This is a genomic window from Mesorhizobium sp., from assembly GCF_004962245.1.
In the GTDB taxonomy this organism is placed as follows: domain Bacteria; phylum Pseudomonadota; class Alphaproteobacteria; order Rhizobiales; family Rhizobiaceae; genus Mesorhizobium.
In genome coordinates, this window is record NZ_SUHQ01000034.1 from 52,180 (window position 1) to 74,070 (window position 21,891).

General features: G+C 61.9%; 19 protein-coding genes. 12 read left to right on the forward strand and 7 right to left on the reverse strand.

Annotated elements, in window-relative coordinates:
* Positions 1 to 3 precede the first annotated feature (3 nt).
* From E5X88_RS28295 to E5X88_RS28320, 6 genes are all read left to right on the forward strand, one after another.
* Positions 4 to 828: a carbohydrate ABC transporter permease gene (locus tag E5X88_RS28295; protein WP_292167235.1), complete on the forward strand. Its 825-nt coding sequence runs from the start codon at positions 4 to 6 to the stop codon at positions 826 to 828.
* A 50-nt stretch (positions 829 to 878) separates the two neighbouring features.
* A complete protein-coding gene (locus E5X88_RS28300; RefSeq protein WP_292167237.1) occupies positions 879 to 1,883 on the forward strand; it encodes an ABC transporter ATP-binding protein in 1,005 nt (334 codons plus the stop codon).
* A complete protein-coding gene (locus E5X88_RS28305) occupies positions 1,880 to 2,650 on the forward strand; it encodes an L-iditol 2-dehydrogenase (protein WP_292167238.1) in 771 nt (256 codons plus the stop codon). The genes E5X88_RS28300 and E5X88_RS28305 overlap by 4 nt, the downstream gene beginning before the upstream one ends.
* A gap of 71 nt (positions 2,651 to 2,721) precedes the next feature.
* Positions 2,722 to 4,203, forward strand: coding sequence for a mannitol dehydrogenase family protein (locus tag E5X88_RS28310; protein ID WP_292167240.1), 1,482 nt, complete (start codon positions 2,722 to 2,724; stop codon positions 4,201 to 4,203).
* 43 nt (positions 4,204 to 4,246) lie between these two features.
* On the forward strand, positions 4,247 to 4,930 hold the full coding sequence (locus E5X88_RS28315) for an HAD-IA family hydrolase (RefSeq protein WP_292167243.1): 684 nt from the start codon (positions 4,247 to 4,249) through the stop codon (positions 4,928 to 4,930).
* Positions 4,927 to 6,513 (forward strand): FGGY-family carbohydrate kinase, encoded by a 1,587-nt coding sequence (locus tag E5X88_RS28320; RefSeq protein ID WP_292167244.1) that lies wholly within the window; start codon positions 4,927 to 4,929, stop codon positions 6,511 to 6,513. The genes E5X88_RS28315 and E5X88_RS28320 overlap by 4 nt, the downstream gene beginning before the upstream one ends.
* Before the next feature lie 32 nt (positions 6,514 to 6,545).
* Here the strand turns inward: E5X88_RS28320 and E5X88_RS28325 are convergent, their stop codons facing one another.
* A complete protein-coding gene (locus tag E5X88_RS28325; protein WP_292167246.1) occupies positions 6,546 to 7,895 on the reverse strand; it encodes a nucleotide sugar dehydrogenase in 1,350 nt (449 codons plus the stop codon).
* 459 nt (positions 7,896 to 8,354) lie between these two features.
* On the opposite strand from E5X88_RS28325, the gene E5X88_RS28330 reads away from it, so the two are divergent.
* Both E5X88_RS28330 and E5X88_RS28335 read left to right on the forward strand, forming a co-directional pair.
* Positions 8,355 to 9,428 carry an NAD-dependent epimerase/dehydratase family protein gene (locus E5X88_RS28330; RefSeq protein WP_292167248.1) on the forward strand — a complete coding sequence of 358 codons (1,074 nt, stop codon included), beginning with the start codon at positions 8,355 to 8,357 and terminating at the stop codon, positions 9,426 to 9,428.
* Positions 9,425 to 10,696, forward strand: a complete 1,272-nt coding sequence (locus E5X88_RS28335) for a glycosyltransferase family 2 protein (RefSeq protein ID WP_292167250.1) — start codon at positions 9,425 to 9,427, stop codon at positions 10,694 to 10,696. Before E5X88_RS28330 ends, E5X88_RS28335 begins: the two co-directional genes overlap by 4 nt.
* 583 nt (positions 10,697 to 11,279) lie before the next feature.
* On the opposite strand, the gene E5X88_RS28340 is transcribed toward E5X88_RS28335, so the two are convergent.
* Positions 11,280 to 11,426 (reverse strand): hypothetical protein, encoded by a 147-nt coding sequence (locus tag E5X88_RS28340; RefSeq protein WP_292167251.1) that lies wholly within the window; start codon positions 11,424 to 11,426, stop codon positions 11,280 to 11,282.
* Between the two features lie 79 nt (positions 11,427 to 11,505).
* Between E5X88_RS28340 and E5X88_RS28345 the strand changes: the two genes are divergently transcribed.
* The gene (locus E5X88_RS28345; protein ID WP_292167253.1) at positions 11,506 to 13,512 is read left to right on the forward strand and encodes a DUF3131 domain-containing protein; all 2,007 of its coding nucleotides are present in this window, start codon (positions 11,506 to 11,508) and stop codon (positions 13,510 to 13,512) included.
* Between the two features lie 59 nt (positions 13,513 to 13,571).
* On the opposite strand, the gene E5X88_RS28350 is transcribed toward E5X88_RS28345, so the two are convergent.
* Positions 13,572 to 14,150 carry a histidine phosphatase family protein gene (locus E5X88_RS28350; protein ID WP_292167256.1) on the reverse strand — a complete coding sequence of 193 codons (579 nt, stop codon included), beginning with the start codon at positions 14,148 to 14,150 and terminating at the stop codon, positions 13,572 to 13,574.
* Between the two features lie 281 nt (positions 14,151 to 14,431).
* Between E5X88_RS28350 and E5X88_RS28355 the strand changes: the two genes are divergently transcribed.
* Positions 14,432 to 15,835: an MATE family efflux transporter gene (locus E5X88_RS28355; protein WP_292167258.1), complete on the forward strand. Its 1,404-nt coding sequence runs from the start codon at positions 14,432 to 14,434 to the stop codon at positions 15,833 to 15,835.
* Positions 15,836 to 15,880: 45 nt separating this feature from the next.
* Here E5X88_RS28355 and E5X88_RS28360 read toward each other — a convergent pair whose 3' ends face one another.
* The 4 genes from E5X88_RS28360 to speB all read right to left on the reverse strand — a co-directional run bounded on the left by E5X88_RS28360 (position 15,881) and on the right by speB (position 19,209).
* Positions 15,881 to 16,528, reverse strand: coding sequence for an amino acid ABC transporter permease (locus E5X88_RS28360; protein ID WP_292167260.1), 648 nt, complete (start codon positions 16,526 to 16,528; stop codon positions 15,881 to 15,883).
* Positions 16,525 to 17,193 carry an amino acid ABC transporter permease gene (locus E5X88_RS28365; RefSeq protein WP_292167263.1) on the reverse strand — a complete coding sequence of 223 codons (669 nt, stop codon included), beginning with the start codon at positions 17,191 to 17,193 and terminating at the stop codon, positions 16,525 to 16,527. The genes E5X88_RS28360 and E5X88_RS28365 overlap by 4 nt, the downstream gene beginning before the upstream one ends.
* 21 nt (positions 17,194 to 17,214) lie before the next feature.
* Entirely contained in the window at positions 17,215 to 18,018 is an 804-nt protein-coding gene (locus E5X88_RS28370) for a transporter substrate-binding domain-containing protein (RefSeq protein ID WP_292167266.1), read from the reverse strand.
* Positions 18,019 to 18,147: 129 nt separating this feature from the next.
* Entirely contained in the window at positions 18,148 to 19,209 is a 1,062-nt protein-coding gene (speB, locus tag E5X88_RS28375; protein ID WP_292167269.1) for an agmatinase, read from the reverse strand.
* A 178-nt stretch (positions 19,210 to 19,387) separates the two neighbouring features.
* On the opposite strand from speB, the gene gcvA reads away from it, so the two are divergent.
* Complete coding sequence (gene gcvA / locus E5X88_RS28380) at positions 19,388 to 20,362, forward strand: transcriptional regulator GcvA (protein WP_292167273.1); 975 nt, start codon at positions 19,388 to 19,390, stop codon at positions 20,360 to 20,362.
* Positions 20,363 to 20,498: 136 nt separating this feature from the next.
* Complete coding sequence (gene pncB / locus E5X88_RS28385; protein WP_292167275.1) at positions 20,499 to 21,803, forward strand: nicotinate phosphoribosyltransferase; 1,305 nt, start codon at positions 20,499 to 20,501, stop codon at positions 21,801 to 21,803.
* Positions 21,804 to 21,891: the final 88 nt, after the last annotated feature.

Below are 21,891 nucleotides of genomic sequence, written 5' to 3' on the forward strand. Positions count from 1 at the left end.
AAGATGGCACGTGCAGTCAGCACCCGGCACAAGACGATCGCGACCGCGGCCGCCTGGATCGTCGCCCTGCTGGTCTTCTTCCCGATCCTCTATACGATCATCACCTCGTTCAAGTCGGAGCAGGAGGCCATCCAGGGCTTCAACCTGTTTCCGTCGGGAACCACGGAGAGCTATATCGCGGTCGAAGCGCAGAACGGCTACTTCAAGTTTTTCCTCAATTCGGTGTTTCTGGCGGTCGGCTCCACCATCCTGGCTTTGCTTGTCGCCATACCCGCGGCATGGTCGATGGCTTTCTCGCCGGGCAAGTGGACCAAGGACATCCTGATGTGGATGCTTTCCACCAAGATGATGCCGGCAGTTGCCGTGCTGTTCCCGATCTACCTGATCTTCCGCGATACCGGATTGCTCGACAGCCGCATCGGCCTGATGATCATGCTGATGCTGATCAACCTGCCGATCGTGGTGTGGATGCTCTACACCTACTTTCGCGAGATCCCGGGCGAGATCCTGGAGGCGGCGCGCATGGACGGTGCGTCGCTCTGGAAGGAGATCGTCTACGTGCTGACGCCGATGGCTGTGCCGGGCATCGCCTCGACGATGCTGCTCAACATCATCCTGGCATGGAACGAGGCGTTCTGGACGATCCGGCTGACCACCACCGAGGCCGCCCCGCTCACCGCCTTCATCAGTTCATTCTCCAGCCCGCAAGGTCTGTTCTGGGCCAAGCTGTCGGCGGCCTCGACCCTGGCGATCGCGCCGATCCTGATCATGGGCTGGTTCAGCCAGAAGCAGCTGGTCCGCGGCCTGACCTTTGGCGCGGTGAAGTGATACCGCCGCAGCCGACGAATGACGGACAATAACCCCTCGGGGAGGAAACCATGGGAAACATCACGCTCAAGAACGTCTCCAAATCCTTCGGGGCGACGACGATCATTCCAAACATCGATCTGGTCATCGAGAACGGCGAATTCGTCGTCTTCGTCGGCCCGTCGGGCTGCGGCAAGTCCACGTTGCTGCGGCTGATCGCCGGGCTGGAGGACACCTCCGCCGGCACCATCAACATCGACGGCCGCGACGTGACCGGCGAGGCGCCGGCCAAACGCAAGCTGGCCATGGTGTTCCAGTCCTATGCGCTCTACCCGCACATGACGGTGGCCAAGAACATCGCCTTCCCGCTGAAGATGGCGGGGGAGGACCAGGCGACCATCGACAGGAAGGTGAAGGACGCGGCGCGCGTCCTGAATCTCACCGACTATCTCGATCGCCGCCCCGGCCAGCTCTCCGGCGGCCAGCGCCAGCGCGTCGCCATCGGCCGCGCCATCGTGCGCCAGCCGTCGGCGTTCCTGTTCGACGAACCCTTGTCCAACCTCGACGCGGCGCTGCGCGGCACCATGCGGCTGGAGATCAGCGAGTTGCATCATCAGCTCAAGACGACCATGATCTACGTCACCCACGATCAGGTCGAGGCCATGACCATGGCCGACAAGATCGTCGTGCTCAATGCCGGCAACGTCGAACAGGTCGGCTCGCCGATGGAGCTCTACAAGACGCCGAAGAACCTGTTCGTCGCCGGCTTCATCGGCTCGCCAAAGATGAACCTGTTCGAAGGCGCGCCGGCGGCCAAGTATGGCGCCAAGACCGTCGGCATCCGTCCCGAGCATATGAACATCTCGACGACCTCAGGCGAATGGAAGGCCACGGTCGGTGTCGCCGAGCATCTCGGCTCCGACACGTTCTTGCATGTGCAGACGGACGGCGTCGGGCCGCTGACGGTGCGCGCCGACGGCGAACTGGCCGTCAATCACGGCGACACGATCTACCTGACGCCCGACAAGGCCAAGCTGCATCGCTTCGATGCCGACGGGAAGGCGATGGCGCAGTGAGGCTGAAAGGTAAATCGGCGCTGATCACCGGATCGGCGCGCGGCATCGGCAGGGCGTTCGCCGAAGCCTATGTGCGCGAGGGTGCCACGGTTGCGATCGGCGACATCAATCTCGAAGCCGCGGAAAAGACGGCTTCGGAGATCGGTGGCAACGCTTACGCCGTGAAACTGGACGTCACCGATCTCGCTTCGATCGAGGCGGCGGTCAAGGCGGTCGAGACAAGGACCGGCGGACTGGACATTCTGATCAACAATGCCGCTCTGTTCGACCTGGCGCCGATCGTCGAGATATCGAAGGCAAGCTACGACAGATTGTTTTCCGTCAATGTCGCCGGCACGCTGTTCATGCTGCAGGCCGCCGCCCGTTCGATGATCGCGCGTGGCAAGGGCGGCAAGATCATCAACATGGCGAGCCAGGCTGGACGCCGCGGCGAGGCGTTGGTCGGCGTCTATTGCGCCACCAAGGCCGCCGTCATCTCGCTCACCCAGTCGGCGGGGCTCGACCTGATCAAGCACCGCATCAACGTCAATGCCATCGCGCCGGGTGTCGTCGACGGCGAGCACTGGGATCATGTCGATTCCCTGTTCGCCAAGTACGAGAACCGGCCGAAGGGCGAGAAGAAGAGACTGGTCGGCGAAGCCGTGCCTTACGGCCGCATGGGCACGGCGCAAGACCTCACCGGCATGGCCGTGTTCCTGGCCAGCGAGGACGCCGAATACATCGTCGCCCAGACCTACAATGTCGATGGCGGCCAGTGGATGAGTTGAGGGGGCGAAGGCGCTCTTCCCCCCATCCCCTCCATGGGGGGAAGAGCCGTCCCGCCAAAGGATAAAAGCAGATGACCGTGAAACTCTCGTCTTCAATCCTCGCCAACCTGCCCCCCAAGGTCGCCGGCCCCAAATACGATCGCGCCGCGCTCAAGGCCGGCATCGTCCATTTCGGCGTCGGCAATTTCCATCGCTCGCACCAGGCCGTCTATCTCGACGATCTGTTCAATGCGGGCGTCGGCCACGACTGGGCACTTGTCGGCGCCGGCGTCTTTGAGGGAGAGAAGGTCGGCCGCGGCAAGTTGCAGGAACAGGACTGGCTGACCACCGTGGTCGAGCAGGACACCGGTCATATGAGCGCCCGCGTCACCGGCGTCATGATCGACTTCCTGATGCCGGGCGACGCGGCCGCGATCATCGAACGGCTTGCCGATCCGGCGATAAGGATCGTTTCGCTGACCATCACCGAGGGGGGCTACTTCATCGATCCCGCGTCGGGGCGGTTCAATCCGACCCATCCCGATATCGTCGCGGATGCTGAGCCGGGAGCAACGCCGAAGACCGTCTTCGGCATCATCCTCGCCGGGCTGATGCGCCGCCGCGACGACGGCATCGTGCCCTTCACCATCATGTCCTGCGATAACATCCCCCATAATGGCCATGTCACCTCGGACGGCGTCATCGGTCTCGCCCGGCTGATCGATGAGGATCTGGCGACCTGGGTGAGCGAGAACGTCGCCTTTCCGAACGGCATGGTCGACCGCATCACGCCCGCCACCACCGACCGGGAGCGCGGCATTCTGTCGAGCGAATTCGGTCTCGACGACAATTGGCCGGTGTTCTGCGAGCCGTTCAGGCAATGGGTGCTGGAGGATCATTTCACCGACGGCCGCCCGCCGCTGGAAAAGGTGGGCGTGCAATTCGTCAGGGATGTCGCGCCCTACGAAGTCATGAAGATCCGCATCCTCAATGGCGGCCATGCGACCATCGCCTATCCCGCGGGATTGATGGACATCCATTTCGTCCACGAGGCGATGCAGGAACCGCTGGTGCGCGGCTTTCTCGCCAAGCTGGAGCATGACGAGATCATTCCGACCGTGCCGCCGGTGCCGGACACCGTGCTGGAGGACTATTATCAGCTCATCGAGCACCGCTTCTCCAATCCGAAGATCGGCGACACGATCCGCAGGCTTTGCCTCGACGGCTCAAACCGGCAGCCGAAATTCATCATCCCGACCATCGCCGACCGGCTGAAGGCCGGCAAGGGCTTCGCCGGCCTGGCGCTGGAATCGGCACTTTGGTGCCGCTACTGCTTCGGCACGACGGACAGCGGCGCCGTCATCGAACCCAACGATCCGAGCTGGGACCGGCTGCAGACGACCGCCAGGGCAGCGAAGGATGCGCCTGCCGTCTGGCTTGCGATGGAGGACATCTATGGCGATGTCGGCCGTTCGGCGCCGTTTGTCGAAGCCTTCGCCCATGCGCTCAAGGCGCTCTGGGCGGACGGTGCGCGCGCGACGCTGGCGCGCTATCTCGCCGGCGGCGATCTCTGAAATCGGCTCGATGCCCATGAAGCCCCGCCCATGAAGGCTTGCAATGACGCCTGACCTGGTCATTTTCGACTGCGACGGCGTGCTAGTCGATAGCGAGGCGCTGTCGGTCGCGGCGCTGCTTGGCATGATCGCCCTCGCCGGCGGCACGATCAGCGAGGAGACCGCCTATGAGCATTTCCTCGGCAAGAGCATGAAGAGCGTCCGCGAAATCCTCGGCCGCGAGTTCGGGCTTGATATCACCGACGAGCATCTGAGCGAGATGCGCGCCGAACTCATGCGCAAATTTCGCGAGGAGCTGAAACCGATCCCCGGCATCGGGCAGGTTCTGCCGAGGCTTGTCATGCCATGCTGCGTCGCCTCTTCCGGCACGCTGGACCGTATCCGCTATGCGCTCGACATCACCGGTCTGCTCGGACTCTTGGAGCCGCATCTGTTCAGCGCTGCAATGGTCGAACGGGGCAAGCCGGCGCCCGATCTCTTTCTCCACGCAGCCGCCAAAATGGGAGCTGTCCCGCAAAATTGTCTGGTCGTCGAGGACAGCCCGGCTGGCGTCGCGGCGGCGCGGGCGGCGGGTATGCGGGTCCTTGCCTTCACCGGCGGCTCGCATGCCGGCAACCCGGCATTGAAAGCGCGGCTTGCGTCGAGTGAGCCGGACTTTATATTCGCTGACATGCTGCAATTGCCCGATTTGATTGCAGGCCTGGGAGCGAGAGCAGGAACACCTTGACGAAAAGTTTCGTTTGCGCGGTCGATGTCGGCACCGGGAGCGCCCGTGCGGGCATTCTCGACACCAGAGGCACCTTGCTCGGCCGCGCCGAGCACCCCATCGTCATGAACCGGCCGAAGGCCGATCACGCCGAGCACGATTCGCGGGATATCTGGTCGGCGGTGTGCGTTGCCGTGCGCACCGCCCGCGAAAAGGCCGGCGTGGCGGCGGACGACATTGTTGGCATCTCCTTCGATGCCACCTGCTCGCTGGTGGTGCGGGGCAGGGATGGTGACCAGCTCAGCGTGTCGGTGTCGGGCGAAAGGCGCTGGGACACCATCGTCTGGCTCGATCACCGCGCCATTGCCGAGGCCGATGAATGCACCGAAAGCGGCCATGCCGTGCTCGACTATATCGGCGGCGTCATGTCGCCGGAAATGGCGACGCCGAAGCTGATGTGGCTGAGGCGCAACCTGCCGCAGACATGGAATGAAGCCGGCTATCTATTCGATCTCACCGACTTCCTGACCTGGAAGGCGACCGGCTCGCTCGCCCGTTCGCAATGCACGCTGACCGCCAAATGGACCTATCTGGCGCATGAGGAAACCGGCTGGCGGCGCGATTTCTTCGAAACCGTCGGCCTTGGCGACCTTTTCGAGCATGGCAATCTGCCGGAGAAGGCCAGCCCGGTCGGCACCGATATCGGCCGGTTGAGCGCGCAAGCCGCGGTTGAGCTTGGCCTCACGGAAAAATGCCGGGTCGGCGCCGGTGTCATCGATGCCTATGCCGGCGCGCTTGGTGTGCTCGGCGGTTTCGCCGGCGACGAGAAGAACATCGGCCGCCATCTGGCGCTGATCGCCGGCACGTCGAGTTGCGTCATGGCGATGTCGCCCGATCCGCAACCTTTTGCCGGCGTCTGGGGTCCGTATTATGGTGCCGCCCTTCCCAGGCTTTGGCTGTCGGAGGGCGGCCAGTCGGCCACCGGCGCGCTGCTCGATCATATCATCCGCTGGCACGGCGCCGGCGGCGAGCCGGACGCCGCCATGCACGCCAGGATCGCCCGGCGTGTCGCCGAACTGCGCGCAGTCGAAGGTGAAAATCTTGCCGGAAGGCTGCATGTACTGCCGGATTTCCATGGTAACCGTTCGCCGCTCGCCGATCCGCATGCCCTCGGCGTCATCAGCGGACTGACGCTGGATTCCTCTTTCGACAGCCTGTGCAAGCTTTACTGGCGGACCGCCGTCAGCATCGCGCTTGGCGTGCGCCATGTGCTGGAAGCCCTGAACGAGAACGGCTATCTGATCGACACGCTGCATGTCACCGGCGGCCACACCAAGAACCCGCTGCTGATGGAGCTCTATGCCGACGCCACCGGCTGCACGGTGGTCGAGCCGCTGGCCGACGAGGCAGTGCTGCTCGGCACCGGCATGGTCGCCGCGACCGCCGCCGGGCTTTTCCCCGACTTGAACGCCGCTTGCGTCGCCATGCAGCAAGGTGGCAGGCAGAGAACGTCGAATCCGGCTGCTGGCGGCCGGTTCGATCGCGACTACCGGGTGTTCCTCGAGATGCACCGGCAAAGGCAGGTCCTGGACGGGATCACATAGATCATGCCCCGCCGGTCGGCTTTCGGACCGGCCTAAGCTTTCACGACGCGGTCGCAGACGATGCCATGGCGTTGCATCGCATTGCGCGTGTCGATGATCAGCCGCGAATGGTTTGCGATAAGCCCGTAGTCGATGCCGTCATGGTCGGTAACGATCACAACGGCATCATAGGCGCCGATGGAATCGCGACTGAGCCGGATGCAGTCTTTTCCAGCCAGCCGCGGGTGCTTGCGCGTCTTCGGGATGCGGGCGACATACGGGTCGTGATAGGCGATGTCGGCCGTGCGCGATTCCAGCAGTTCGATCAGCTTCAATGCCGGGCTTTCACGAACATCGGAGACATTTTTCTTGTAGGCGACACCGACGATCAGGATAGCCGCCTGGCTCAGAGGCAGGCCCAGCTTCGTATCCAGCGCCTCAGTCAGCTTTGACATGACATAATGCGGCATCGACACGTTGATCTCGCCGGCGAGCTCGATGAATTTTGTCGAGACTTCGAACTCGCGCGATTTCCAGGTCAGGTAAAATGGATCGATCGGTATGCAGTGGCCACCGAGCCCAGGCCCGGGGTAGAAGGGCATGTAACCGAACGGCTTGGTCTTCGCGGCCTCGATCACCTCCCAGATGTCGATCCCCATGGCGCCGTAAATGACCTTCAATTCGTTGACCAGGGCGATATTGACCGCTCGGAAAATGTTTTCCGTCAGCTTCACCACCTCTGCGACCTTGATGCTTGAAACCGGCACAACCTTGTCGACGATCGTGCCGTAGAATTGCGTCACCAGCCTGGCCGCGGCCGGGCCGTCTCCTGCCACAACCTTCGGAATGGTGGCGGTCTCGAAACCAGTGCTGCCCGGATCTTCCCGCTCAGGCGAGTATCCGAGGAAAAAGTCGCGACCGGATTTGTATCCGCTCGCCTCAAGGATCGGCTTCATCACCTCGTCGGTCGTGCCCGGATAAGTCGTGGATTCGAGCACGATCAGTTGATCTTTGCGCAAATGTCCGGCGATGGCGCGCGTCGTGGTTTCGACAAAGGAAAGGTCGGGCTCACGCTGCTTGGTGAGCGGCGTCGGAACACAGATCGACAGGACGTCGCATTGCGCGAAGTCCGCGAAATCAAATGTCGGCCTGAACGCTCCGTCTGCCATCATGGCCTGAAGCGCTTCGTCGGTCACCGCACCGATGTGGGACCGGCCGGTTTTCAGCTTTTCAACCTTGGCATGATCCGCGTCGAAACCGATGACCTTGAAACCAGCGCGGGCAGTCGCGGCCGCCAGCGGCAGGCCGACATAGCCAAGTCCGACGATGCCGATCGTGGCCGTACGGGCCTCCAATTTTGAAAGAAGGGTCGCGCCCCGACTGTGATCGACCAGAATGGTCATTTTGCCTCTCCCACCCTAATACAGTCGAAGGTCTTTCGATGCTGTATTCTGACTTTTTACGAGTCGCGACAGACGATCAGCCAACTTCGCAAGCTGTTCGGCGTCACGCTTCGTGCCTGCAAGGGAGATCGCAACCTTTGTGCCAATTCAATTCTTGAACGCAGTTTCCTCGGCGCAAAGGCTCAGGAGGTAGGAAAGGACGATTTCGGCTGCGATGGCGACGCTGCTTTGTCAAGCTCTCAACATGTGCCATTTTCGAACACGTTTGTTGCAAGATGGCTCATATAAACGTCAAGTGTCCAAAAAATACAATAATTACAATGCGATAATTAACCACGGTCGTTGACTATATCGTTAACGATTAGTTGCGTTGCCTGTGGAAATGTTCTTCCCATTTGAAAAGCACGCAACGATTGAGCGCGGTCTCCTTAGTGCTCGGGGCAGGGGTCGATGACTCGCATGAATACATACGAAGCCAAAGAGATCAGGTGTCTGGTCGCCGGCGGGGCAGGGTTTTTGGGAACTAATCTTGCGCGTCGCCTTCTTGAACAGGGCGTATCTGTGGATTGCGTCGACAATTTCTCGACCGGTCGAAAAGCCAATGTCGCGGACCTTGCCCGATACCCGAATTTTCGGTTCACGAAGCTCGACATCGCCGATTCCGGTTCCTGCAACCAGCTGCTGCGTCGCCGCTACAGCCACATCTACAATCTGGCCTGCCCGACGGGCGTTCCCAACATCGCGCTGCTCGGCGAGGAAATGTTGATGACCTCGTCCCTTGGATCGCTGAACCTTCTGAAGGTGGCGCGTCGATCGAACGCCCGGTATCTTTTCGCCAGTACGGCGGAAGCGTATGGCGACCCGGAGATATTTCCTCAACCGGAGAGCTATGTCGGAAAGGTTGATCCGGTCGGCCCGCGCAGCCCCTATGAGGAGGGCAAGCGCTTCGGCGAGGCGCTTACCCGCTTCTGGGGCCGTAAGTACGATGTCGACGTTCGCATCGTGCGCATTTTCAACACCTACGGTCCTGGAATGTCGCCGGAAGACCAGCGCGTCATTCCGCAGATGTTTTCGCACCTCATCGCCCAGCAGCCGGTGCCGATTTACGGCGACGGCGCGCAAACCCGCACTTTCCTGCATGTCGACGATCTTGTCGACGGCCTGTTGACGGTGATGGAAAGAGGCGTCAGCGCCGAGGTCTACAACATCGGCGGCGCTGACCAGATCACAATTTGCGAACTGTTCGAACTGGTGAGAGCGGTAACAGGACTGAGGGGCAGCGCCGTTTTCGAGGAGCATTTCACAGCAGACCATCACGGCCGCTGGCCCGACACCGCCAAGATACAGGCGCTAGGCTGGCGCCAGCGGATTTCGCTCGCTGACGGCATCCGCCAGAGCTACCGGAATTTCCTGGCCGCGACTGAAACCTGTCATATCGGGATGAATGGCGCCTCCCTCGATCGCCTTCCCTTTGCTGGACATCGCCAGTCTCCCGCCGCCGATCGCCATCGCGCACGACGTGTCTCGCCATGACGGAGACCGTCGCCGTGAACCTCACGATGATGCTCCTCAGCGCTTCGCTTGGGGTCAACATCGCATTCTGGTGCATGGTCGGCATGATCAGGTTTATCAGCGAAATCGGCTCGCTCCCGAAAATCGGCGGCCGGTTGGCAATCGGCATCCCCGATGTCGCCGTGGTCATCCCGGCGCACAACGAAGAAATTGCCCTTCCCAAATGTATAAGGGCGCTGACGGCCGTCATTCCGGCAAGACAGATCTATCTCGCCAGCGATGGATCGCGCGACCGCACCGTCGCCATCGCACGCGCACATGGCTGCAGGGCGCTCGACATTCAGCCAAATGCAGGCAAGGCCAAAGCGATCGACAAGGCGATCCGCAACTATCGTCTCTGCGATCGCTACAAGGCGGTACTGATCCAGGACTCGGATTCAGAGATCGACCAGCACTATTTCGAGCACGCATTACCGCTGTTCAACGACCCGAAGGTGGCCGTCGTCGCAGGTCACGTCCTGTCGCGCTGGCGTGACCGGCGCGGGCTCGGCATGGACATGCTCTACGCGGCATACCGGACGCGTCTCTACCGGATCCTGCAGACGGCGTTCCAGTACGGGCAATCGTGGAAATGGGCAAATGTGAGCTATATCGCGCCCGGTTTCGCCAGCATCTATCGTACCAGCGCCTTGCGCCAAATCGACATCACGGCTCCTGGCCTGGTCATCGAAGATTTCAACATGACCTTCGAGGTTCAGCATAAGCAGCTGGGTCGCGTTGCCTATTCGCCCAAGGCGCGATGCTGGTCGGAGGATCCGTTCAGCCTGAGCGACTATCGCAAGCAGGTTCAACGCTGGTATCTCGGATTCTGGCAGACCGTATGGCGCCACGGATTTTGGCCCAGCCGCTTTTGGCTGTCCCTGGGTGGCCTGCTAGCGGAACTGCTTGTCATTTCCATATTGGCTCTGAGCCTGCCGTTTGCGGCGATCCTTTATCTGATGACCGGTCTCGAGATGCCGGCAATCTCGCTCAGTGAACTCGCGATGCGTCCCGTGTCGCCGCTCGATCTGCTGGTCCTGTTTCTCGCCGTCGACTACACGCTCACCATTGTTGTCGCGATCATCGAATGTCGGCCGAGTTTGCTGGTCTATGGCGTCGCGTTTCCAATGATTCGGCTTCTCGATGCGGCGCTTTTCCTGCGGGCGTTGTTCAAGTCGTTTTCCGCCAAGTCGGATGGCCGCTGGATCAGTCCGGAACGCCACGCGGCAATCGTTTCCATCGGGAGGTAAAAATGAACATGACGCGCCGCGCCGCTCTTCTTGGTGCACTGAGCATGCCGTTGCTGGCGGTCGCAAACAAAGGCCTTTCAAAGGCTGCGGCCAGCGAGCCCTTGCCCAACCCGATCATCGTCACGATCAGCGGTGTAGGCGCCAGCGCACAGCCGGGCAGGCTCGCAGCGCTTGTCGCCCCGTTCCTGACCCGCAAGGTGCCGGTCACGCTGACGGTCGCGCCGGTCGATGCAGCAGGGCAGGCACTGGACTACCATTCGGAACTGTCCCGCTGGCTTCGCCAGGCAATCGCGCTCAATCCGGACGGCATCGAACTTGGCATCCACGCCGACACACTCGTGTCCGGAGACCCCTATTTCCAGCTTCGTCAGGGCAGCAACATCCAGGCCGCGTTTTCCCATCTGATCAACGAGTATCAGAGGTATCAGTCTCAAGCCGTGATAACGGCTTTGACCCTGACCACCAACTCGCCGCTGCGTTCCCACCAGGACGGTGCCTCCTTGCGTGCCGCCGGCATCCGTTCGGTCATTCGACTTGCGGGCGGCATCGAGGATACAATCAGGCTACAGTCGGCCGACGGTGGCTACTGGACGACCGAAACCGGCCTGGTCAACACATTTGCGTCTCCATTGAGCTCGACGAGGCCAGTCGCGGCCGGCGGCGGATTGATGGCGCCGGCGACGCTTGCCTCGAACATCGCCACATTGAGCGCAACCGACAATCCGATCATTGTCGACATTCCGTTCGGGGCGCTCACCGGCCTCGGCGAGGGCGATCTTGCCGACTATGGAGCGCAAGTCGCGCAGAACGTGCTTGCTGCTGTCGCGTCCGGCAGCGTCCGTGCAATTCTCCCGCAAAAGCTCTATGTCCAGAGCAAGGATATGGGCAATCGGCTGATCGTTGTTCGCGTCGACGATTTCAGGGTTGATCCGGATTGGGACCCGAGCCACATCGCATTCGTTTACGAGCTGATCGAAGCCGGCTATCCCGTCACCGATGGGATTATTCCCGCCCCGCAGGCAGGCCTGCTGTCCAGGGACGAGGTGAGCAAGGTATATCTGCGCGCCATGTCGGCGGACCGTCGCCACGATATCGCAGCCCATGGCTGGAACCATACGCCGTCGGAGCTTTTGGGAAATTCGTTCCGAAAGGATTTCGATCTGATCAGAGGCGGCATCAGCGAGGTTTATCGGTCAACCGGCAGGTTCCCCGTCTCCTACATCCCACCCAATGATGCCTTCGATAAAAACACGCTGGATGCGCTGACCGCCACCGGAACGCCTTTGTTCAGCGCCGACAAAGGTGACCTGCGCCGGTTCGCTGGTATGGACGAGCGAGGCATTCTTCACGTCTCGAACACCGTCAAGTTCGAAAAATCGTGGAGCGGCGACATTCCCTACCGCACGAAGGACCAGGTCCTCGACCTTATTGGGTCGGACAACGACGCGGTCTTCTGTATCCATCCCCGAACGGCCAATTCGCCCGAAAAGAAAGCATTGATACTCGACACGCTCGCAGAGCTATCCGCTCAGCGAGGAACCAGACTGGTAAATTTTGCCGAATATTATGCGGCGGTCAGTCCAGCCATGCTAAACGTCGAGCGGATCAGAAGCGCGCGGGCGGACGTATCGGTTCGCGATTGGAAAAAGCCGGATCAATATCCATTGGATGACGGTACCCTGAAGGCGGATGCCGAACTGGCCTGGCGCTATTTCGACTGGGGCTCGAAGAATTTCAACGGCATGGTGCCGGCGACGTCCTGGATCGAATCCGGCAAGCAGGCGGGCTACCCCTTCGCGACGATGTGGGATGTCGGCACGCAGATCCTCGCTACGCTGTCCGCTCAGCGTCTGGGAATCATCGATCAGCCCAGGTTCGAGACGATCATTATGCGGATCGTTGCGTTCCTCAAGGAATCGAATTTCCGCTACGCCGGTGGAAAGCTGCCACACACCGAGCGGCCTCTGGGATCGCAAGGTGGGCAGCGTGAAGGGTTCGATAGCGCCGATACCGGACGATTGCTGGTTGCGCTCAAAATTCTTGACCAGCATACGGCCGGCGCCTTCCCGATTTTCGACCTCGTTTCGGGCTGGTCCTTCAAGCCTGTTCTCAAGGGCGGCGAAATGCATATAGTCAGCAAGAATGGCAGGGTCTCGTCTGCGCATTCAAACAGCTATGCAGGCTACGCAGGACGCGGTTACAGTCTTTGGGGAGAATCGATCAAGCCGGTCTTTGATGGTGAGGATCCAAGTCGCAGCATGGACGCTGCGATTGCTGCTCTCGCAGAGATTCAGCGGCGGGGGCGGATTGCAACCGAACCTCATGTTACCGAGGAAATCGAACTGGGCGGCTCGCAGCATGGCCGCCTCATGGCCGACATTCTTTACGCTGCACAGATCAAACGCTACCGCGAGACGGGCACTCTGACATGCGCCTCGGAATGTGCCATGGCGGGGCCGCCATTCTTCACCTACCAAGGCTATCAGTTGACGGACCATGGCGGTCAGTTCGTGGTCGACACGCTGAAAACCTCGTCGAAAGCCCGAGCCGACAAGAAGGCGGATAAGCTGCGTCTGGTCAGCACCAAGGGCGCGTATCTCTGGTACGCCGCCCGCCCCGGCGATTATTCGGAGAAGCTCATCGCCCTGGTTCGAGAGCAAGCCAAAATGCCCGGCTTGGGCTTTTCGGCCGGCGTTTCTGAGCGGACCGGCAAATTGATCGAGGTCACCGACGTAAATACCAACGGCATAGTCCTTGAATCCATCGCCTACATTCTCGGCGGTCGGAAACCGTTTCTTCTGTCGGAAGGAGCGTGACGCACCCGGCAAAGGCAGGGTGCTGCACGAGATCAGATGGCCAATGATTGTGGCGGCCGCTATCTCTGATTCCAGTGCCGGACAATTGGTTCGCCAAGATCGTGCTCGTAGCCGAGCACGCTTATGCTGGCGGTATCCAGGGCGAACAGGGCGCCGTCATGCGGCGGCAGGCCGAGCCAGCGCGCGGCCAGCACCCGCAGGAAATGAGCGCTTGAAAACACCAGGACATTGGCATTGACGGCACGCAACTGGCTGACGATCCGGTCCGCCCTCGCGCCGACATCCTGCGCCATCTCGCCACCCGGACATCCGTCGCGAAAGAGACGCCAGCCATGACGCTTGGCGAGGATCTGCTTCGTGGTCAGTCCCTCGTAAGCGCCGTAGTCCCACTCCGCCAGGTCAGATGTCTTCAGGGCGGCCGTACCGAAGCCGGCCAGCACACAGGTCTTGAAGGCGCGCTGCGATGGGCTCGACCAGACAGCCTGGAACGAAAGGCCCTGCAACCGCTCAGTGATCCCCCGGGCGGCCTCCTCGCCGGCAGGCGTCAACGGTATGTCGGTCCGCCCGGTATGCTTTCCGGATGCGCTCCATTCCGTCTCTCCGTGCCGAACCAGGTAGATTTCGGGAAACGCGCTCATCCGAATGCCTTTTGACGCCTTGCCAGATCGTCCAACGGTGCAAATCATAGCGGCTTCTACAGACTCTCCAAATAACCGGGCCAAATAACCGGGCCAATTAGCCGGGTTTGGGCCGCTCCGCCGTGCTGGCTTAACCCTTCCCTGAGTCAGCCTCTTGCCATAGCTGCCCATTTCGTAGACAAGCCGTTGTTGCGGAATCCGGGCCGATCACGGCCATTTTCCGCGCTGAGACGCGGCTTCCGGCGTTTTTGCCGACGCGCCGCAATCGGATAGGCGAAAAAATGTCTGCGATCGAAGCCGGCGCTCGTGCGCCGGAAAATCTTTGGCGTCAGGAAATCAAGGCGACGCTGGCGCTCGCCTGGCCGATGGTGCTGACCAATCTCGGCCAGACGGCGATGACCGCCACCGATGTCATGATGATGGGGCGGCTGGGGCCGGACACGCTGGCCAGTGGCGCCCTTGGCGCCAACCTCTATTTCATGCCGCTGATCTTCGGGCTTGGCCTGATGCTGGCGACCTCGCCGATGATGGCCACGGAACTCGGCCGCCGTCGCCACTCCGTACGCGATCTGCGCCGCACCGTACGGCAGGGCCTGTGGCTGGCGATCCTCATCTCAATCCCGATCTGGATTTTTCTCTGGCACGGCGAAGCCGTGTTGCTGGCTATGGGCCAGGAACCGGCGCTGGCGCATCAGGCCGGCATCTACCTGCGCTGGCTCGAGTGGGCGGTGCTGCCCTTCTACGGTTATATCGTTCTGCGCTCGTTCATTTCGGCGCTGGAACGGCCGGGCTGGGCGCTGGTCATCGTCTTCGTCGCCGTCGGCTGCAATGTCTTCTTCAACTGGGTGTTCATGTTCGGCAATCTCGGCGCACCTTCGATGGGCATCGCCGGGTCGGGCCTCGCCACGACGCTGTCCAGCACGCTGATGTTCGCCGGCATGGCAGCTGTGGTGATGCTTGAGCCGAAGTTTCGCCGCTATCGCCTGTTCGGGCGCTTCTGGCGTGCCGACTGGCCGCGCTTCAAGGGATTGCTGCGCCTCGGCCTGCCGATTGCCGGTCTTCTCGCCTTCGAGGTGACGATCTTCAACGCTGCAGCCCTTCTCATGGGCCTGATCGACGCGGCCTCGCTCGCGGCGCATGCCATCGCCATCCAGATCGCCTCGGTCAGCTTCATGGTGCCGCTCGGCCTCAACCAGGCGGCGACGGTGCGTGTCGGGCTCTCCCATGGCGCCGGCAATCCGGAAGGTGTTTCCCGCGCCGGCTGGACCGCCTTTGTCATCGGCGTGTCCTTCATGGCGCTGATGGGGCTGGTGATGATCCTGTGGCCGCATCTGCTGATCAGCGCCTTCATCGATCTCGGCGACCCGGCCAATGCCAGGGTGATCGGGCTTGCCGTGTCGTTCCTGGCCTTTGCCGCGCTGTTCCAGATTTTCGACGGCGCGCAGGCGGTTGCCGCCGGCATGCTGCGTGGCCTGCATGACACCAAGGTGCCGATGATCTATGCCGCGATCGGCTATTGGGGCATCGGCCTGCCGCTCGGCGTGCTGCTCGCCTTCTATTCCGGCCTCAACGGCGTCGGCATCTGGATCGGCCTGTCGTTGGGGTTGGCGGTGGTGGCGGCCCTGCTTCTGGCGCGCTGGCTGCGGCGGGATCGTATTGTGCCGCCGCTTTCTTTTGCGCATTGAAGCAAACGGCCGCCGGCGACCGGCGGCTGTCCTTGTCAATGCGGTTCAGCGGGCCGTCGCGCGATGCTCGAGCCTGCGCGCATATTGCGTCAGCGGAAAGCACATGACGAAGAAGATCAGCGCCACCAGCCCATAGACGGTGAAGGGTTCGAAGGTCGCATTGTTGATCGCGTTGGATGTCCTGACCAGTTCCTCGAAACCGATGATCGAAGTCAGGGCAGTCGACTTGATCAGCTGCACCAGGAAACCCACGGTCGGGGCGCGGGTGATGGAAAACGCCTGCGGCAGGACGATCAGCCGGAGTTCCTGCAGATAGTGGAGACCGAGACTGGCGCCGGCATCCCATTGGCCGCGCGGCAGCGCGTCGACACCGCTGCGCCAGATCTCGGCCAGATAGGCGCTGGCGAAGAAGGTGAGGCCAAGCGCTGCGGCGGTCCACGGTTCGATGCGCAAGCCCAGCATCGGCAGGCCGAAGAACATCAGGAAGAGCTGCATGAGAAGCGGCGTTCCCTGGAAAAGCGCGATGTAGCCGGAGGCAAGCCGCCGCGCCCATTTATTCTTCGCGATCCTGAGGAACAACACAACCATGCCGACCACGCTGCCGCCGACGAAGGCCGCCAGTGACAGAAGCACCGTCCAGCGCGCGGCAAGCAGAAGGTTGCGGACGATATCCCAGAAGGTGAATTCGATCATGACACCCCGGCTCCCAGAGCGCGGCGTCCGCCGCTGACCAGCAATCGGCGCAACCCCATCGACAGGACGAGATAGACCATCGTCACCACGAAATAGGTCTCGAAAGCACGGAAGGTCCGCGCCTGCAGCATGTCGGCCTCGTAGGTCAGCTCGCGCACCGCGATCTGCGACACGACGGCGGACTCCAGCATCATGATGACGATCTGGCTGGTCAGCGCCGGAAAGATCACCTTGAGCGCCTGCGGCAGCACGATCTTGACGAACACTTGGCGCGGCCTGAAACCAAGCGCCAGTGCAGCTTCCGTCTGCCCGCGCGGCACCGCGTCGAGCCCGGCGCCGACGATCTCGATCGTGTAGGCCGCCATGTTGAGCGTCATCGCCAGCATGGCGGCCAGGATCGGATCGAGCCTTATGCCGATGCTGGGCAGCCCGAAGAAGATGAAGAACAGCTGCACCAGGAACGGCGTGTTGCGCATCACCTCGACATAGACGCCGATCGCCCGCTTGAGCAGCAGGGGGCCGTTTCGCCGCCCCGCCGCGCCGAGGATGCTGAGGAACGTTCCCGCCAGCGTGGTCACGGCGATCAAAAGGATCGTCGTGGCCGCCCCGCGCGCGATCGCGCCTGTCGCCCCGGCCAGCCAGCCGAAGTCGAGGCTGTAGCCCATGATAGGTCCTTACCCCTGGGGTCAATCCTTGAGGTTGTCGGGATTGAGCGGCGTCTTCAGCCAGGCCTTCGAGCTTTCGTCCAGCTTGCCGTCGGCCAGCATCTTGGCGACTGCGTCGTTGACCGCCTGCTTCAGCCGGTCCTCGTTCTTGTTGAGGCCGATATGCGACGGTGAGGTGAGAAGCTGGAACTTCTGCTCCGGCTTCAGGGCCTCCTGGCGGGCGAGCACCTGGGCGCCGACATCGTTGCCGACGACCATCAGCTGAGTCTGACCCGAGATGAAGGCCTGGATGACGGAATTATAGTTGTCGAAACGGCGGATGTCGGCCGAGGCGGGTGCTGCCTCGGTGAGCGACGTATCTTCCAGCGTGCCGCGGTTGACGGCGATCGACTTGTCAACGAGGTCGTCCTTGCCTTCGACCTTGAGCGCGGCCGGGCCGATCACGGCGATATAATAGGGTGCGTAGGCGGCGGCGAAATCGATCACCTCCTCACGCTCCTTGGAGTAGCCGACGCTCATCAGGATATCGACGCGCTTGTCGGTAAGATACGGGATGCGGTTCTGGCCGGTCACGCTGACTAGGTTGAGCTTGACCTTGAGCTGGTCGGCGACGAACTGCGCCACGTCGATGTCATAGCCCTTGATGTTCATATCGGCGCTGGCCGAGGAGAAGGGCGGGAAGTCGGAGAAAATGCCGACGTTGATCGCGCCAGCCTTGGTGATGTCGTCGACCGCGTCGGCATTGGCGCCCTGGGTGGCAACACCGAGGCCGGCGAGCAGCAGTACGGCGGCCATGGATGATTTGAGCTTCATGTGAAGTGTCATTGTCGTTCCCCTGCTGGAAGCTTGTTTGTTTGAATGCGGCCGCCGGCTCCAGCGCGGCGGTCGCCTTGGAACTTCTTGTTGGACCATGATCTCCTCCGAACCTGCGGTTCGGGAGCATGGCCTGGCGCGTCAGGCTCGCTTGCCTGATATCGCCGGGCTGAAGACCATCAGGCTGAGGATCTCGAACAGCACCTGAGCGCCGGCATGGGCGGTGTTGGTGGTCGAATCATATTGCGGCGCCACTTCGACGACGTCGCCGCCGACGATGTTGAGCCCCTTGAGGCCGCGCAGGAGTTCAAGCACCTCCCGCGTCGTCAGCCCGCCGACTTCCGGCGTGCCGGTGCCTGGCGCGAAGGCCGGATCGATGCTGTCGATATCGAAAGAGACATAGGTCGGGCCGTCGCCGACGATCTGGCGCGCCTTCTCGATGATGGCGGGCATGCCGAGGCCGGTCACCTCTTCGGCATGCACGACGGTCATGCCGGATTCGTAGGTGAATTCCCAAAGATATTCAGCCGAGCCGCGAATGCCGATCTGAATGGTGCGAGACGGGTCGAGCACGCCGTCCAGCACAGCGTTGCGGAACGGCCCGCCATGGTGGAATTTGGTCATGTCGAACAGGCCGCCGGTGTCGCAGTGGGCGTCGATATGGATCATGCCGACCGGCGCCTTTTTACCGACAGCCTTCAGGATCGGGTGGCTGATCGAATGATCGCCGCCGACCGAAAGCGGAAGGACGCCGGCGTCGACGATCTGGTTGGTGCGGCGCTCGATGTCGCCATGGCTGATCTCCAGCCGGTAGCGGCTCTGGAACGGCACGTCGCCGATATCGGCCACCCTCAGCTCATGCGTCGGCGCGCATTCCAGCACATGGTTGTAGGGGCCGATGCGCTCGATGGCGCGCAGCGCCCTTGGCCCGAAGCGGGCACCGGGCCGGTTGGTGACGCCGAGGTCCATCGGCACGCCGATCATTGCCACCTGCAGATCGCCGAAATCCGGATTGTCGGCGGCAATTTGCCGGTAGGGCGCGGCGAGGAAGGTCGGGATGCCGGAATAAGGCGCCAGCCGCGTGCCGCTCTTGGAGAAGATCTTGTCGGCGACGCGCCGGAATTTCGGGTCGAACATTTCGCCGCCATGGCTTTCGCCATATTTGCGGCGCAACGCTTCGAGCTTGCCGCGATCATAACCCATGTCGGTCCTCCATGGCTGGTGCAGTGCGGCCATCAATGACGGTCGCCATCCCGCTGGCTGCCTGCGGATTTCATGTCTTTGATGCTGTTCATGCAAAGTGTCTTGCAGCTGCATTGAAAAATCAATTGATATTGTTAGGGTCTTTGCTGTGAGGAAATCTCACAGGTTTGAGGCTTCGATGGCCAAGCGTCTCCCTCCCCTGAATCCGTTGCGGGCCTTCGAGGCAACGGCGCGTCATGCCTCGCTGACCAAGGCGGCGGCTGAGCTCAACGTCACTCACGGCGCCATCAGCCATCAGATCAAGGCGCTCGAGCAGTCGCTTGGCGTCAAGCTGTTCGAGCGTGCCGGTCAGCGGGTGAAGCTTACGCCGCACGGCGCCGAATTGCTGCCGGCGGTGTCGACCGCCTTCGACGGCATCGCCGCCGCCACGCAGCGCATGACGAGGCCAGCGAGCACCGGCGCACTCTCAGTGTCCTGCGTGCCGGCGCTGCTGCTGCTGTGGATGATCCCGCGGCTCGGCAGTTTCACATCGCAATATCCCGATATCAGGCTGACACTGATCCCATCCAACGACGCCAAGGACATCCGCGCGCCGCATATCGATGTCTGCGTGCATTATGGCGACGGCAGCTGGACCGATTGCTGGATGCGCAAATGGTCGGGCCTCGAACTGTTTCCGGTGGTCAGTCCGACGCTGATCAACAACCGTCCGATCCGCACCGTGCGCGATCTCGCCGATCACGTCTTCCTGCATGGCGACGACGGCCGTGAATGGCACACCTGGCTGGCCGCCGCCGATGCGCTGGATCTGGAGCGCGGCCGCCGCCACCATCTCGGCGACGCACGCATGGCAACCGAGGCTGCGGTTCATGGCCACGGTGTGGCGCTTGGCGATACGGTGACCGCAAGCGGACTGCTCGCCAGGGGACTGCTTGTCGCGCCGTTCAGCCTGTCGGTGCCGGCGGTCGACGATTTCTACGTCGTCTGTCGCAACGAGATGAGGTCGGCGCCGATCGTGCAGCTGTTCATCGACTGGCTGTTTGCGGAGAAGGAGCAGGCCGACGGCCGCGCCGATGCGCCGGTGGCGGGTCGCATCGGCATCCGCAGGAAGCGCCCGGCGCTGAGAGTGGTCGGCACCAAGACCGCGTCCTGAGGCTGCAATTGTCGAAGCCGCGCTGGCCGCAGGGTTTTCTTTTTGTCGGGCCAGCCCCCAAGTTGGGGGGCGCTTTCAGGAATTCAATGCTAAGAGGCATTCCGCAGGGAGCGAGCAGTGAAGGCGGCATCGAGACATGACTAAGACCGATATAGCGCGGCGCGTCTACAACCACACCTGGAAGCTCGACCCGATCGTCCGCAGCTTGCTCGACACCGATTTCTACAAGCTGCTGATGCTGCAGATGATCTGGGGCATGTATCCCAAGGTCGATGCCACCTTCACGCTGATCAACCGCACCACCTCGGTTCGCCTTGCCGAGGAGATCGATGAAACCGAACTGCGTGATCAGCTCGACCATGCCCGCACCTTGCGCCTCTCCAAGAAGGAGATGATCTGGCTAGGCGGCAACACCTTCTATGGCCGCAAGCAGATCTTCGAACCGGAATTCCTCGCCTGGCTCGAAAATTTCCAGCTGCCGGAGTACGAGCTTTCCCGACGCGATGGCCAATACGAATTGAGCTTCAGCGGTCCGTGGATGTACACGACCTTGTGGGAGATCCCGGCGCTCGCCATCATCAACGAATTGCGCTCACGCGCCGCCATGCGGGCGTTCGGGCCTTTCGCGCTCGACGTGCTCTATGCCCGCGCCAAGGCCAAGATGTGGGCCAAGACCGAGCGGCTGAAAGCGCTGCCCGATATCCGCATTTCGGATTTCGGCACCCGCCGCCGCCATTCGTTCCTGTGGCAGCGCTGGTGCGTCGAGGCGCTGAAGGAAGGCATCGGCGAGGCCTTCACCGGTACCTCAAACGTGCTGCTTGCCATGGACAACGACCTCGAGGCGCTGGGCACCAACGCCCATGAACTGCCGATGGTGTTCGCCGCGCTCGCCAATTCGGAAAAGGAATTGAGACAGTCGCCCTACAAGGTGCTGCAGGATTGGCAGCGCTACTACGGCGGCAATTTGCTGATTGTGCTGCCGGATACTTTCGGCACCGCGGCGTTCCTGCGTGACGTGCCGGACTGGGTCGCCGACTGGACCGGTTTCCGCCCCGACAGCGCGCCGCCGATCGAGGGTGGCGAGAAGATACTTTCCTGGTGGCGTGAAAAGGGCAAGGACCCGAAGCAGAAGCTGCTCATCTTCTCCGACGGGCTCGAGGTCGAGACGATCGAGGAAACCTACCGCCACTTCCGCGGCAAGGTGCGCATGTCCTTCGGCTGGGGCACCAACCTGACCAATGATTTCGAAGGGTGTGCGCCGACCGACACCAACCGGCTCGACGCCATCTCGCTGGTCTGCAAGGTCACCGAAGCCAATGGTCGCCCAGCGGTCAAGCTTTCCGACAATCCGGCCAAGGCCACCGGCGACGAGAAAGAGATCGAGCGTTATTTGCGGATATTTGGCGAAAAGGATCGTGTGGAGCAACTGGTCAAGGTGTGAGGGACTGCGGATGGTCTCGCCTCGCCAAAAGGGAAATCTCGGATAGCGTGAGTTCCCGCCCACCCCCCTCTGTCCTGCCGGACATCTC